This window comes from Pseudonocardia benzenivorans CB1190, from assembly GCF_000196675.2.
GTDB classification, from domain to species: domain Bacteria; phylum Actinomycetota; class Actinomycetes; order Mycobacteriales; family Pseudonocardiaceae; genus Pseudonocardia; species Pseudonocardia benzenivorans.
This window is the reverse complement of record NC_015312.1, coordinates 1824682-1838671: the sequence shown is the minus strand read 5'-3', so window position 1 is coordinate 1838671 and position 13990 is coordinate 1824682. Positions and strand designations below refer to the sequence as shown.

Here is a 13990-nt window from a genome sequence, read left to right as displayed (position 1 = left end):
CGTCCCGGGTTCGGGTGGGGCGTCGACGGCGGCTACGGCTCGGTCGGCGGCGACAGCTCGGGGGTCTGCGCGAGCTGCTCGCGGACCGCGGCCTCGGTCTTGCGCGCGATGTCGGCCAGTGCGGCACGCTGCGCGGCGGCGGCCTCGTAGTCGGCGACGCGGTCGCGCACGACCCGCGCCGGGGTCCCGACGGCGACCGAGAACGCCGGGATCTCCCCGCGCGCCACGGCGTGCGCCCCGAGCACGCTGCCGCGGCCGATCCTGGTGCCGCGCAACACCGTCGACTTCACCCCGAGCCAGCAGTCCGGCCCGATCCGCACCGGCGACTTGACGATCCCCTGGTCCTTGATCGGGACGTGGACGTCGTCGGTGCGATGGTCGAAGTCGGTGACGTAGACCCAATCGGCGACGATCGTCGCCGCCCCGATCTCGACGTCGAGGTAGCAGTTGACGGTGTTGTCCTTGCCGAGGACGACCTTGTCGCCGATGCGCAGCGAACCCTCGTGACAGCGGATGGAGTTGCCGTCGCCGATGTGCACCCAGCGGCCGATCTCGAGGCGTCCGTACCCGGGTCGCGCGTGCAGCTCGACCCGGCGCCCCAGGAACACCATGCCCCGCAGCACGACGTGCGGGTTGGCCAGCCGGAAGCGCAGCAGCCGCGCGTAGCGGACGAGGTACCACGGCGTCCATGCCCGGTGCCGGACGACCCAGCGCAGCGAGGCCAGGGTGAGGAAGCGCGCCTGTTCGTCGTCGCCGCCGCGCCGGGCCCAGCGCCGCCACACCGGCGCCCCCCACATGCTGGTCATGCCCGGGACCCTATTGCGCGAGCACACCGGAGCCCGAGCGCAACCTGATGGTCGCCCGCGGCCCCGGCGCGAGCAGTGCGGGTGCGCGCGTCCGACGGACGGAGTGTGCCGCGGCACCGGCCCGGGTAGGCCGGCGACATGGTGGACAACGGATCCCGCACCGGCGACGCCCCTGGCGACGAGGGCCCGCACGGCTCGGTCGTCGACCCCGGCGCCCATTCCGACGGCGACGACTCGGTCACCACGGTCGTCGGCGGCGGGGACGGCGACGAGGGCACGAGCGGGGCGGCGAGCCGGGAGGTCGCCGACGAGGCCGCGAGCGAGCCGACGCGGTCGGAGTGAGCCGGATCGCACACGCCGTCGGGACCGGCACCGCCGGCGCCGCGGTCAGGCGAGCCCGTTCTCGATCGCGAAGCGCACCATCGCCGCCCGGCCGCTGACGCCGAGCTTGCGCTGGATGCGCTGCACGTGGTTCTCGACCGTCCGCGGCGACAGCACCAGCCGCACCCCGATCTGCCTGGCCGTCAGGCCGTCCACGACGAGCCGCACGACGTCGGCCTCGCGCTCGGTGAGCACCACGGGCCCGGCGGACGCGCCCGCGCCATGGGCGTCGAGGACGAGGTCGGCGATACCGGGGCCGAAGACGACGTCACCGGCGGCGACCCGGCGGACCGCGTCGGCCAGGGCGAACCCGTCGGTGTCGCGGCACAGGAACCCCGACGCCCCCGCGCGCAGCGCCGCGAGCACCTGCCCGGGCACGACGTCGGCGGCGACGGCGAGCACCGCCGCCCCGGGCGCGGCCTCCAGCACCGTGTCGACGACGGGTGGTGCGCCGACGGGCGCGGCGTCGTCGAGACCGACGTCGACGACCACAACCACGTCGCCGCGGGGCGGCACGGTCGCCGGATCGGGCCCACGGCCCTCGACGGGCAGGCCGGCCGCTCCGAGTGCCGCGGCCAGCCGGGCCGCGACGTCGACGGGCGCGACGACCACCACACGCGCCGACATCCCGCCCCCTACCAGCTCGCACCAGCCTGCCGACGCCGCGGTGCTCCGCCGGATCTTCGCATCTGCTGCACGGGCACCCGGACCGTTCGGCGCCCGATCACCCGACGGCGCGCACGATCACCCGGGCGGCGGCCACCGGCCACCGAGCGTCACGCCTCGTCGAGACCCTGCTCGATGGCGTACCGGACGAGCTGGGCGCGGTTGTGCAGCTGGAGCTTGCGCAGCGTGTTCTGCACGTGGCTCTCGACGGTGCGGTGCGAGAGGCCGAGCCGCTCGCCGATCGCGCGAGCCGTGAGCCCCTTCGCGACCAGCCGCAGGACGCCGGTCTCCCGCTCGGTCAGCGCGGGCACGGCCGGATCGCCCGCCGGGCGCCGGGCCGGCTCGTCGGCCAGCCTGCGGTACTCCCCCAGCACGAGGCCTGCGAGTCCCGGCGTGAAGACCGGATAGCCGTCGGCGGTGCGGCGCACGGCGTCGAGCAGCTCATCGGCGCCGGCGGACTTCACCAGGTACCCGGTCGCGCCCGCCTTGACCGCCTCCAGCACGTCGGTGTGCTCACCGCTGGCCGACAGGACCAGGATCCGGGTGTCGGGCAGGGCGTCGACGATCCCGCGGATGGCGTCGACGCCCGAGGTCCCGCCGAGGTTGAGATCCATGAGCACGACCTGCGGGCGGACCGCGCGGGCGATGCGCACGGCGGCATCGGCGTCGGCGGCGGTCGCGACGACGTCGAGACCGCGTTCGTCCAGATCACGGGCCACCCCTTCACGCCAGATGGGGTGGTCGTCGACCACCATCACGGACACCGTCATGCGGTCGCCACCTCCCTGGGCACCCTGATGATCCACTCCGTGCCCCGGTCGACGGCCGTGTCGCAGGCGATCGTGCCGCCCAGGTCGCGTACCCGCCCCCGCATCGACGCGGCGACCCCCAGCCGGCCCTGCGCCTCGGCCTCGGCGAGCCTGCCGTCGGGGATGCCGGGGCCCTCGTCACGGACGCTGATCTCCACCTCGTCGCCCAGGTCCTCGACGAACACCCAGGCGGGCGCGTCGACCCCGACGTGGACGGCAGTGTTCGCGAGTGCCGCCCCGACCACGCCGAGGAGGTCGTCGACGACGCGGGCCGGCAGGTCGAGGGGGTGCGCGGGCGCGGAGACGCTCACCCGTGTCGACGCCAGCGTCCGCAGCGCGGCGGCCAGGTCGCGACGGCCACCGCCGTCGACGGCCGCGGTCCCGCTGGTGAGCAGCGTCCGCAGCGCGACCTCCTGCTCCCCCGCCAGCGTCCCGAGCTCACCGGCGCCCCCGCCGAGCTCGGCACCCCGCCTGCGGACGTGCGCGAGGACCTGCAGGACACCGTCGTGGATGCTGCGCGCCAGGCGTTCCCGCTCGGTCGCCGCCGCCTGCTCGGCGACCGCGGCCCGGACCCGCTCCGCCGAGCGGCGCAGCACACCCGAGCAGAACCCGACGGTCAGCCCGGCGAGGACCAGCAGCTGGACGTCGGCGAGGTCGACCAGCGTCATCGGGCCCGACGTCAGCGTGACCGCCACCAGGGCCGCCGCGACGACGAGCGCCCCGACCAGCCCGCCCCGCAGCCCGAACGCGATGGCCAGCGCCAGCGCGGCACCGGGCGTCCAGATCGAGCCCATCAGCGGGGTGTCGCCCGCGAGCTGGGCCGGGCTCTGCACGACCGGCGTCGTCAGCATCACCCCGGCGGTGACGACCAGGTCGACCGCCGCGACGGTGCCGCGCCGGTCGGGACCGTCACGGCGCGGGAAGTACGCGAACCCGGTGACGACCGTCCACACCACCATGACCGCGACGACGAGACCCGCGCCGAGGGGATGTGCGTACTCGCGCAACGACACCAGGACGAACACCGACGTGCTGACGAGCGTCAGCACGCGGTAGACCAGCAGGCCCCGCCACAGCGGCTCGAGCGGGCGATCCATGCCGCCATCCTGCCCGGTGCGACCGGGCGCCCGGATCCGTACGTCTACGCAGGCCGGGTCCCCGTCACCAGCGCGTTGTAGAACCAGGCGCGCGGCACGACCCGGGAGAGGACGTTCTCGTCGAGCCAGGACAGCCGCTGCCAGCCACGGTAGGCGAACATCGCCCACCCCCAGCCCAGTCTCTCGGTGGGCACCGCGGCCTCGAACGTGCGCACCGGCCAGCCGAGCATGGCGGCGGTGAACTCCTCGGTCACGACGCGCACGTCGGCGGCGCCGGCCGCGTTCGCGACGCGCTCCAGCTCGGACGGGTCGAAGACGTGCTGGTCGACGACGGCCTCCAGCGCCGCGGCGCGCGACGACTCGTCGAGCTCGGCCTGCGGCCGCCGCCACCCCTGCAGCCCCGGCAGCCGGGTCAGCGTCGTCGTCGCCTTCCACGTGAGCATCCCGAGGCGGCGGGCGTAGAAGTCGCCGATCTTCGTCGGTTCCCCCGCGAACACGAACCGCCCACCCGGCCTCAGGACCCGCAGCACCTCGCGCAGCGCCGTCCCGACGTCCGGGATGTGGTGCAGTACGGCGTGCCCGACGACGACGTCGAACGTCGCGTCGTCGTAGGGGATGCGTTCGGCGTCGGCGACGCGGCCGTCGACGGGCAGGCCCAGGCCCTCGGCGTTGCGCAGCGCGGCCTCGACCATGCCCGGCGAGAGGTCGGTGACCGAGCCGTGGGTGGCGAGCCCGGCCTGCATCAGGTTGAGCAGGAAGAAGCCGGTGCCGCAGCCGAGCTCGAGCGCGCGCTCGTACGGCCAGTCCGCGTCTCCCGCGGCGTGCCGGAACCGCCCCGCGGCGTAGTCGATGCAGCGCTCGTCGTAGGAGATCGACCACTTCTCGTCGTAGGAGCCGGCCTCCCAGTCGTGGTAGAGCGCGTTGGCGAGCTTGGGATCGCGACGCGCGGCCTCGACCTCCGCGGCCGTCGGGTGCGGGCGGGGCTCGGGATCCGGGCTCATGGGAACCGAGCGTAGAGAACCTCGTGAGTGGGGGTCAGCGGCCCGTGAACGTCGCCTTGCCGGGGCCGTTCTCGATGAACGACTGCATGCCCGCCGTCCGGTCCTCGCTGGCGAACAGGCTCGCGAACAGCTCGGACTCGATGTCGAGGCCGGTGCGCAGGTCGGTGTCGAGGCCGCCGTCGATGGCCTTCTTCGCCGCCGCGTAGGCCAGCGCCGGGCCGTTCGCGAACTGCGCGGCGTACTCGACGGCACGGGTGTAGACGTCGTCGGCGGGGACGACCTCGTCGACCAGCCCGATCGACAACGCCTCCTGGGCGTCGACGAACCGGCCCGTGTAGATCAGGTCCTTGGCACGCGCCGGACCGATCAGCCGCGCGAGCCGCTGGGTGCCGCCGCCGCCGGGGAAGATGCCGAGCAGGATCTCGGGGAAGCCGAGCTTGGCGTTGTCGCCCGCGATGCGCCGGTCGGCACCGAGGACGACCTCCAGCCCGCCGCCCAGCGCGTAGCCGGTGACGGCCGCGACCGTCGGCTTGGGGATCGTCGAGATCGAGCCGAGGCCCGCGGAGAGCCGCCGCGCCACCGGGGCCATGTCCGAGTAGGACATCGCCGCCATCTCCTTGACGTCGGCACCCGCCGCGAAGGTCTTCTCACCGCCGTAGACGACGACGGCGCGCACGTCGTCGCGCGTCGCGGCCTCCGTGGAGACCTGCAGCAGCTCTTCCTGGACCTGCCTGCTCAGGGCGTTCATCGGCGGCCGCGCCAGCCGGATCGTGCCCACACCGTTGTCGACCTCGAGGCTCACGAACTCCGTCACGCCCGGGACCCTAACCCGGGTCACGGTCATCCGGCTGGAGACGCACGCCACGGGCCAGGGCCGGGGGTCACCGCAGCCAGGCCGTGTACCGCCCGCGACGACGCTGGACCGCGAGCGGCAGGCCGAAGGTCTCGGTGAGGTTCTCGTCGGTGAGCACGTCGTCGAGCAGCCCGGCGGCCACGACCCGGCCCTCCCGCAGCAGCAGGCCGTGGCTGTAGCCGCGGGGGATCTCCTCGACGTGGTGGGTGACCAGGATCGACGTCGGCGCGTCGGGGTCGGCGGCCAGCGTCGCGAGCCGGCCGACGAGGTCCTCCCGGCCGCCGAGGTCGAGACCCGCGGCGGGCTCGTCGAGCAGCAGCAGCTCGGGGTCGGTCATGAGCGCGCGGGCGATCAGCGTGCGCTTGCGCTCGCCCTCGGACAGCGTCCGCCACTCGCGGTCGGCGAGCTTCCCGACGCCCAGCGCGTCGAGCAGCGCGTCCGCCCGCTCGGTGTCCATGCCGTCGTAGGTCTCGCGCCAGCGGCCGAACACGCCGTACCCGGCGCTGACGACGACGTCGCGCAGCACCTCGTCGCCCGGCACCTGCAGGCCCAGCGTCGCCGACGAGACCCCGATCCGCGGCCGCAGCTCGAACACGTTGACACGCCCGAGCCGTTCGCCGAGGACGTGCACCACTCCCTCGGTGGGGTGCAGCTCCGCCGAGGCCATGCGCAGCAAGGTCGTCTTCCCGGCGCCGTTGGGACCCAGCACGACCCAGCGCTCGTCGAGCTCGACCGTCCAGTCGATCGCCGAGACGAGCGTCGTCCCGTTGCGGCGCACCGTGACCCCGTCCATCGCGACGACCACGTCGGTGAGGTCGCGTTCGGGCGTGCGCGCCTCCCCGGGGTCGGTGACGGACGACTCAGGCAACGTTCCGGACCGGTCCACGGGCCCTATCCTCGCCGATCGTGCCGGTCTTCCCGTTGGGTGCCCATGTCGACGGCGACGCCGTCCGCTTCGCGGTCGCGTCGACCAGCGCGGAGGTCGTCGAGGTGTGCCTCGTCGACGGGCCCGACGACGCGCTGACCGAGCGGCGCGTCGAGCTCACCGAACGGACCTTCGGGGTCTGGCACGGCACGATCCCGGGCGTGCGGCCCGGCCAGCGCTACGGCTACCGGGTGCACGGCCCGTACCGGCCCTGGGAGGGCACCCGGTCGAACCCGGCGAAGATCCTCGTCGACCCCTACTCGCGGCAGATCACCGGCCGGGTGACCGACGTGCGGGCGGCGCGGGGCTGGGCGGGCGACCCGATGACGGGCCCGCCCGACACCGTCGACTCGCTGGGCCACGTCCCGCTGTCGGTCGTCACCGCGCCGCCGGAGGGACCGTCCCGGCCGCGGCCCGACCTGCCGTGGTCGGACACGGTGATCACCGAGCTGCACGTCCGCGGGTTCACCCGGCTGCACCCCGAGGTGCCGCCGGAGCAGCGCGGCACCTACCTCGGGCTGGCTCACCCGGCCGTGATCGCGCACCTCAAGCGGATCGGGACCACGGCCGTCGAGCTGCTGCCCGTCGCCTCGATCGCCGACGAGCCGCCGCTGCTGGAGCGCGGCGCGCCCAACTACTGGGGCTACTCGACGCTCGGTTTCATGGCCCCGCACGCGGGCTACGCGAGCGTCCCGGGCGCGGAGGTCACCGAGTTCGTCACGATGGTCGACGCGCTGCACGCGGCGGGCATCGAGGTCATCCTCGACATGGTCCCCAACCACACCTGCGAGGGCGGGGTCGGCGGCAGCACGCTGTCCTACCGCGGTCTCGACGCCCGGGCCTACTACTCCCTCGGCGGCAACGGGCACGACGCCGACATCACCGGCACCGGCAACACCCTGGACTCCGGGTCGCCGACCGTCATCCGGCTCGTGTGCGACGCGTTGCGGCACTGGGTGACCGCCTACGGCGTCGACGGCTTCCGCATCGACCTCGCCTCGGTGCTCGGCCGGCCGCGCTCGGGCGGCTTCGACCCCAACGCCTCGCTGCTCACCGCCATCGCCGTCGATCCCGTGCTGTCCACGACGAAGCTGATCGCCGAGCCGTGGGACGCGACCGGCGAGGGGTACCGCGTCGGCGGGTTCGGCGTGGCCTGGTCGGAGTGGAACGGCCGCTACCGCGACGCCGTGCGCGACTTCTGGCGCGGCCACGGCCTGATCGGCGAGGTGGCGTCGCGGCTGACGGGCAGCTCGGACATCTACGCGCTGTCGGGGCGGCGGCCGTGGGCGTCGGTCAACTTCGTCACCGCCCACGACGGGTTCACCCTGCGCGACCTGGTCTCCTACGAACGCAAGCACAACGAGGCCAACGGCGAGGCCAACCGCGACGGCACCGACGACAACCGCTCGCAGAACTTCGGCGTCGAGGGCCCGACGACCTCCCCGGTGATCGCGGAACGCCGGCTGTCGACGGCGCGGGCGATGCTCGCGACGACGCTGCTGTCCATCGGGACCCCGATGCTCGTCGCCGGCGACGAGCGCTGGCGCACCCAGCGCGGCAACAACAACGCCTACTGCCTCGACGACGAGACGTCGTGGGTCGACTGGACGCCGGACCCCGACGCCGAGAACCTCACCGAGTTCACCTCGCGCGTGACCGCGCTGCGCCGGGCGCACGCGGACCTGCGCCGTGACCGCTGGCTGGCCGACGAGGAGGCCGCGTGGTGGCACCCGTCGGGACGGCTGATGACCGAGCAGGACTGGCACGACTTCGGTGCCTGCACGATCGGTGTGCACGTCGGCGACAGCCTGCTGCTCCTGCACGCCGGTGGCGCCGCGGTGGCGTGCACGCTGCCGAAGGTGGGCCCGTTCCGGCCGGTGCTCGACTCGACCCGGGCGACGGGCCGTCCGGTGTCGGGCAGGCTGCTGCCGGGGGGCACGACGATCACGCTGCCGCCGCGGTCGGTGCTGCTGCTGCGGGGGCCCGCGCAGGTGGGCGACTGACGGGTTCGCTCCGCGTGGGCGAACCCCGCCGGACGGCGGATCCATCGCTTAGGATCCGCCCGTGCCCCGTTACGAGTACCGCTGCCGGCAGTGCGACACGACCTTCGAGGTCAACCGGCCGATGAGCGAGTCCGGCGAGCCCGCGTCCTGCCCCGGCGGGCACGCCGACACCGTCAAGCTGCTGAGCACCGTCGCGCTCGCCGGGGTCGGCGGACGCGGCGGCGCCGCGCCCCGGCCCGCCCCCGCCGCGGGCGGCGGGTGCTGCGGCGGCGGCTGCTGCGGCTGAGAGTCCCGGCCCTCGTGAGTGGCGATGGTCGCCGTGTCGACCATCGCCACTCACGGTCAGCCTGCGAGGACGACCTTGCCCAGCTCCGCCGGCGTCGCGAGCAGCGGGTGCGCCGGCAGGACCCGGACCGTGTAGCCGGTCAGGCCCGCGTGCGGCAGCGGGACGACGGCCTCGAAGCGGTCCAGCCCGTCGACCGCGCCGACGTGCTTCATCACCGACATCATCGGCGCGTCGAGCTCGTCGCTGTCCGAGACCCGCCCGACGACGGCCTGGACGGACACGTCCTGCGGGTCGAGGCCGGCGAGCGAGACCGCGGCGCGCACCGTCATCGGGGCACCGACGACGGGGGTGTCCGGCAGCCCGGAGGCGTCGACGCCCGAGATCTGCACCCGCGGCCACGCGTCGTTCAGCCGCGACCGGTACCCGGCGAGCGCGCGGGCGCCCGCGAAGTCGTCCCGGGCGATCTCGCGCGCCGCGAGGGCGGCCGGGGCGTACCAGTCCTCGACGTACTCGCGCACCATCCTGCTGGCCTGAACCTGGGGACGCAGCGTCTCCAGCGTGTGCCGGACGAGCTCGACCCACCGGGTGGGCACGCCGTCGGTGCGCTCGTAGAACGCCGGGGCGACCTGCGTCGCGAGCAGCTCGTAGAGGGCGTTGGCCTCGAGGTCGTCGCGCTTGACCGGGTCCTCGATGCCGTCGGCGGTGGGGATGGCCCAGCCGTTCGCGCCGTCGTAGAGCTCGTCCCACCACCCGTCGCGGATGGACAGGTTGAGCCCGCCGTTGAGCGCGGACTTCATGCCCGACGTGCCGCAGGCCTCCAAGGGGCGCAGCGGGTTGTTGAGCCAGACGTCGCAGCCCCAGTACAGGTAGCGGGCCATCGACATGTCGTAGTCGGGCAGGAAGACGATGCGGTGGCGCACCGCGGGGTCGTCGGCGAAGCGGACGATCTGCTGGATGAGCGCCTTGCCGCCGTCGTCGGCCGGGTGCGACTTGCCGGCGACGATCAGCTGCACCGGCCGGTGCGGGTCGAGCAGCAGGTCGCGCAGCCGGTCGGGGTCGCGCAGCATCAGCGTGAGCCGCTTGTAGGTGGGGACGCGGCGCGCGAAGCCGACGGTCAGCACCTCGGGGTCGAAGACGTGGTCGGTCCAGCCCAGCTCGGGGGCCGACGCGCCGCGCTCCAGCCACGCCGCGCGGACCCGCCGGCGCACCTCCTCGACCAGCCGCGCCCGCAGCGAGGCGCGCAACCCCCACAGCGCCGCGTCCGGGATGTCGCCGACGGCGTCGTCCCCACCACCGACGCCCGGCTCACCCAGCAGGTCGGTGACCTCGCGGGCCTCCCACGTGTGCCCGTGCACGCCGTTGGTGACCGAGCCGATCGGCACCTCGTCGGCGTCGAACCCGCGCCAGATCGTGGAGAACATGCCGCGCGAGACGATGCCGTGCAGGCGGGAGACGCCGTTGGCGCGCTGGGCCAGCCGCAGCCCCATGTGCGCCATGTTGAACATCTCCGGGTCCTCCTCGGCGCCGAGCGCGAGGACGCGGTCGAGCGGGACGCCGGGCAGCACCTCGTCGGAGAAGTGCCTGCGCACCAGGTCGAGCGGGAACCGGTCGATGCCCGCGGGCACCGGGGTGTGCGTGGTGAAGACCGTGCCCGCGCGCACCGCGGCGACGGCCTCGTCGAAGTCCAGGCCGGCGGCGTCGTGCCCCTCGCCCGCGAGCAGCTCGCGGATGCGCTCGAGGCCCAGGTAGCCCGCGTGGCCCTCGTTGGTGTGGAAGATCTCCGGCGCGACATGGCCCGTCGCGGCGCAGAAGGCGCGCACCGCGCGGACCCCGCCGACGCCGATGAGCAGCTCCTGCTTGATGCGGTGGTCCTGGTCGCCGCCGTAGAGCCGGTCGGTGACGCCGCGCAGGTCGGCGTCGTTGGCCTCGATGTCGGAGTCGAGCAGCAGCAGCGGCACCCGGCCGACCGCCGCCTGCCAGACCCGCACCGTGAGCGTGCGGCCCTCCGGCATGCCGACCTCGACGAGCACCGGCTCGCCCGCCCCGTCGACGAGCAGCTGCAACGGCAGGCCCTGCGGGTCGAGCTGCGGGTAGTGCTCGAGCTGCCAGCCGTCGAGCGAGAGCGACTGGCGGAAGTAGCCGGAGCGGTAGAGCAGCCCGACGCCGATCAGCGGGACGCCCAGGTCGGACGCGGCCTTGAGATGGTCGCCCGCGAGGACCCCGAGCCCGCCGGAGTAGTTGGGCAGCACCTCGCTGACGCCGAACTCCATCGAGAAGTAGCCGATGGCCGCGGGCAGGTCCTGGCCGTCCTCGGCCGCGAGCTGGTACCAGCGCGGCTCGTTCAGGTAGGCGTCGAGCTCGTCGGACAGCTCGCGGACGGTCACGACGGTCTCGGCGTCGGCGGCCAGCTCGGCGAACCGGGCGGTGCTGATCTCGCCCAGCAGGCGCACGGGGTCGTGGCCGGCACGTTCCCAGGCGTCGTGGTCGAGGCGTGCGAACAGCTCCTGGGTCGGCGGGTGCCAGCTCCAGCGCAGGTTCGTCGCCAGTTTCTGCAACGGGGCGAGCTGCTCGGGCAGCTGGGCACGGACGGTGAAGCGACGCAGGGCTCTCACGCGGACGCAGCGTACTGATGCCGTCGGCGCGCCGCGTCCGGCGTCGCGGACGTCCGGATGGTCCGCGCCCGATCGGGTGGGGTTGCACAGCCCGCCTGCGCGCCGTCACCACCCGGAACCGGATCGATCCCGACCGCTGGGCCCCGGGCCAGGACCGGTCGGCGCGGGGCGAGTCGGTGAACGGACCGACAACGTCGATGAACTGCGTGTAACACCTTGCATCGCGGTCAACCCCGTTACCGCCACGGCTGGACGGGGTAGGTACCGTTGTGACACACGCGACGGGTGGTGATCGGGTGGGTGCGAACCCGGTCCGCGGTCCCCGGCGGGGCACTGACCATCGAGCGCAGGACCCACCGGCTCCCCGGCCCCTGCGACGTACGGATCTCGGCCAGACCTGGGGGTGGCACCGATGACCGGTCGTCTCGGTATCGACGACGTGAGCCCGGCGGTCGGCGACGGACGCCATCCGTCCAAGGCCGTCGTCGGCGAGGTGATCCCGGTCCGCGCCTCGGTGTGGCGCGAGGGTCACGACGCGGTGGCGGCCAACGTCGTGTGGAAGAAGCTCGGGTCGACCGACGACGCGGTGCACGTGCGGATGGTGCCCGACGGCGTCGGCAACGACCGGTTCGTCGGCACCGTGGTCCCCGACGAGCCCGGGCTGTGGACGTTCCGCGTCGACGCGTGGTCGGACCCGTGGGCCACGTGGCGGCACGGCGTGCAGGCCAAGATGGCCGCCGGGCAGACCGCCGACGAGATGGCCAACGACCTCGAGATCGGCGCCCGGCTGCTGCAGCGGGTCGGCCGCCGCCCGTCCGAGCGCGCCAACCGCGACCTGCTCTTCGGGGCGGCGAACGCGCTGCGCGACCACGCCCTGCCGCTGCACGCCCGCGTCGCGCCCGCCATGTTCCCCGCGGTGCACACGATCATGACCGAACGCCCGGTCCGGGAGCTCATCACCCGCGGCCGCGCGCAGCAGGTCTACGTCGACCGGCCCCGCGCGCTCTACGGGTCGTGGTACGAGTTCTTCCCGCGCTCCACCGGTGGTCGCGACGAGACCGGCCGCGCCGTGCACGGCTCGTTCGTCACGGCCGCGAAGGAGCTCGACCGCATCGCCGGCATGGGGTTCGACATCGTCTACCTGCCGCCGATCCACCCCGTCGGCACGGTGCACCGCAAGGGCCGCAACAACTCCGTCAACGCCGAGCCCGGCGACGTCGGGTCGCCGTGGGCCATCGGGTCGGCCGCGGGCGGGCACGACGCCATCGACCCCGAGCTCGGCACGTTCGAGGACTTCGACGCCTTCGTCGCCCGCTGCGAGGACCTGGGCATGGAGGTCGCGCTCGACCTCGCGCTGCAGTGCGCGCCCGACCACCCGTGGGTCACCGAGCACCCCGAGTGGTTCACCGCCCGCCCCGACGGGACGATCGCCTACGCGGAGAACCCGCCGAAGAAGTACCAGGACATCTACCCGCTGAACTTCGACAACGACCCGGCGGGGCTGTACGCGGAGTGCCTGCGCGTCGTGCTGCTCTGGATCTCCCACGGGGTGACGATCTTCCGGGTCGACAACCCGCACACCAAGCCGCCGAACTTCTGGCACTGGCTGATCTGGCAGGTCAAGGCCCGCCACCCCGAGGTGCTCTTCCTCGCCGAGGCCTTCACCCGCCCCGCGCGCCTGTTCGGCCTGGCCCGGCTCGGGTTCACGCAGTCCTACACCTACTTCACCTGGCGCACGACCAAGGAGGAGCTGACCGAGTTCGCGCTCATGCACGCCGAGCGCGCCGACGAGGCCCGGCCCAACCTGTTCGTCAACACCCCGGACATCCTCCACGAGTCCCTGCAGACCGGGGGCCCGGCGATGTTCGCCATCCGCGCCACCCTGGCCGCGACGATGTCGCCGACCTGGGGCGTCTACTCCGGGTTCGAGCTCTACGAGGGCGAACCCGTCAAGCCGGGCAGCGAGGAGTACAAGGACTCCGAGAAGTACGAGCTGCGGCCGCGCGACTTCCAGGCCGCGCTCAACCGGGGCGAGTCGCTCGAGCCCTACATCACCCGGCTCAACGAGATCCGCAAGGCGCACCCCGCGCTGCAGCAGCTGCGCGACATCCACTTCCACGACGTCGACAACGACGCGATCATCGCCTACTCGCGTACCGACCCCGCGACGGGCGACACCGTCCTCGTCGTCTGCACGCTCGACTCGCACGAGGCGCGCGTCGGCACGACCGCACTGGACATGCCGGCACTCGGGCTGAACTGGGGCGACCGGTTCTTCGTCGTCGACGAGGTCACCGGCGACACCTACGAGTGGGGCCAGTTCAACTACGTGCGGCTCGAGCCGTGGGCCCACGTCGCCCACATCTTCCGGATCGTCCGCTGACGCCCGGCTGAGGGCCGCGGGCGCCCGTCCCGGCCGGCCCGTGTGACATCCGGCCGCGACGGGTACGAGCCGGGCACGCGGCGTGCGGGCATTCCGTGGTGGCGCCCCGGCGGTGCCGGGTGAGACCGTCGGGTACCGGTACGCGCGCGCAGCGGCGGCGGCGCGTCG

12 protein-coding genes are annotated in these 13990 nt (G+C 73.8%); 4 read left to right on the top strand and 8 right to left on the bottom strand.

What is annotated here, in order from left to right:
- Positions 1–32: 32 nt before the first annotated feature.
- Entirely contained in the window at positions 33–806 is a 774-nt protein-coding gene (locus PSED_RS08850; protein WP_013673907.1) for an acyltransferase, read from the bottom strand.
- Between the two features lie 138 nt (positions 807–944).
- Between PSED_RS08850 and PSED_RS08845 the strand changes: the two genes are divergently transcribed.
- Positions 945–1148, top strand: a complete 204-nt coding sequence (locus PSED_RS08845; RefSeq protein WP_013673906.1) for a hypothetical protein — start codon at positions 945–947, stop codon at positions 1146–1148.
- Positions 1149–1193: 45 nt separating this feature from the next.
- Here PSED_RS08845 and PSED_RS08840 read toward each other — a convergent pair whose 3' ends face one another.
- From PSED_RS08840 to PSED_RS08815, 6 genes are all read right to left on the bottom strand, one after another.
- Complete coding sequence (locus tag PSED_RS08840) at positions 1194–1814, bottom strand: helix-turn-helix transcriptional regulator (protein WP_013673905.1); 621 nt, start codon at positions 1812–1814, stop codon at positions 1194–1196.
- A 149-nt stretch (positions 1815–1963) separates the two neighbouring features.
- Positions 1964–2623: a response regulator gene (locus PSED_RS08835; protein WP_013673904.1), complete on the bottom strand. Its 660-nt coding sequence runs from the start codon at positions 2621–2623 to the stop codon at positions 1964–1966.
- Positions 2620–3759, bottom strand: a complete 1140-nt coding sequence (gene macS / locus PSED_RS08830) for a MacS family sensor histidine kinase (protein WP_013673903.1) — start codon at positions 3757–3759, stop codon at positions 2620–2622. Before macS ends, PSED_RS08835 begins: the two co-directional genes overlap by 4 nt.
- A gap of 44 nt (positions 3760–3803) precedes the next feature.
- Complete coding sequence (locus tag PSED_RS08825; RefSeq protein ID WP_013673902.1) at positions 3804–4760, bottom strand: class I SAM-dependent methyltransferase; 957 nt, start codon at positions 4758–4760, stop codon at positions 3804–3806.
- Positions 4761–4794: 34 nt separating this feature from the next.
- Positions 4795–5574: an enoyl-CoA hydratase/isomerase family protein gene (locus PSED_RS08820; RefSeq protein WP_041759425.1), complete on the bottom strand. Its 780-nt coding sequence runs from the start codon at positions 5572–5574 to the stop codon at positions 4795–4797.
- 67 nt (positions 5575–5641) lie between these two features.
- Positions 5642–6406: an ABC transporter ATP-binding protein gene (locus PSED_RS08815; RefSeq protein ID WP_041760767.1), complete on the bottom strand. Its 765-nt coding sequence runs from the start codon at positions 6404–6406 to the stop codon at positions 5642–5644.
- 113 nt (positions 6407–6519) lie between these two features.
- Here PSED_RS08815 and glgX point away from each other — a divergent pair, with 113 nt between their 5' ends.
- Together glgX and PSED_RS08805 are read left to right on the top strand one after the other, a co-directional pair.
- Positions 6520–8541 carry a glycogen debranching protein GlgX gene (gene glgX / locus PSED_RS08810; RefSeq protein ID WP_013673899.1) on the top strand — a complete coding sequence of 674 codons (2022 nt, stop codon included), beginning with the start codon at positions 6520–6522 and terminating at the stop codon, positions 8539–8541.
- Positions 8542–8602: 61 nt separating this feature from the next.
- Positions 8603–8827 carry an FmdB family zinc ribbon protein gene (locus PSED_RS08805; RefSeq protein ID WP_013673898.1) on the top strand — a complete coding sequence of 75 codons (225 nt, stop codon included), beginning with the start codon at positions 8603–8605 and terminating at the stop codon, positions 8825–8827.
- A 56-nt stretch (positions 8828–8883) separates the two neighbouring features.
- On the opposite strand, the gene glgP is transcribed toward PSED_RS08805, so the two are convergent.
- Positions 8884–11439, bottom strand: coding sequence for an alpha-glucan family phosphorylase (gene glgP, locus PSED_RS08800; RefSeq protein WP_013673897.1), 2556 nt, complete (start codon positions 11437–11439; stop codon positions 8884–8886).
- Between the two features lie 412 nt (positions 11440–11851).
- On the opposite strand from glgP, the gene PSED_RS08795 reads away from it, so the two are divergent.
- Positions 11852–13822 (top strand): alpha-1,4-glucan--maltose-1-phosphate maltosyltransferase, encoded by a 1971-nt coding sequence (locus PSED_RS08795; protein ID WP_013673896.1) that lies wholly within the window; start codon positions 11852–11854, stop codon positions 13820–13822.
- Positions 13823–13990 lie beyond the last annotated feature (168 nt).

Bases quoted from the DNA above. Each gene is read 5' to 3' on its own strand.
- PSED_RS08825 (WP_013673902.1), bottom strand. From the start codon at position 4,760: ATGAGCCCGGATCCCGAGCCCCGCCCGCACCCGACGGCCGCGGAGGTC.
- PSED_RS08845 (WP_013673906.1), top strand. From the start codon at position 945: ATGGTGGACAACGGATCCCGCACCGGCGACGCCCCTGGCGACGAGGGC.
- PSED_RS08815 (WP_041760767.1), bottom strand. From the start codon at position 6,406: ATGGACGGGGTCACGGTGCGCCGCAACGGGACGACGCTCGTCTCGGCG.
- PSED_RS08835 (WP_013673904.1), bottom strand. From the start codon at position 2,623: ATGACGGTGTCCGTGATGGTGGTCGACGACCACCCCATCTGGCGTGAA.
- PSED_RS08850 (WP_013673907.1), bottom strand. From the start codon at position 806: ATGACCAGCATGTGGGGGGCGCCGGTGTGGCGGCGCTGGGCCCGGCGC.
- macS (WP_013673903.1), bottom strand. From the start codon at position 3,759: ATGGATCGCCCGCTCGAGCCGCTGTGGCGGGGCCTGCTGGTCTACCGC.
- PSED_RS08840 (WP_013673905.1), bottom strand. From the start codon at position 1,814: ATGTCGGCGCGTGTGGTGGTCGTCGCGCCCGTCGACGTCGCGGCCCGG.
- PSED_RS08795 (WP_013673896.1), top strand. From the start codon at position 11,852: ATGACCGGTCGTCTCGGTATCGACGACGTGAGCCCGGCGGTCGGCGAC.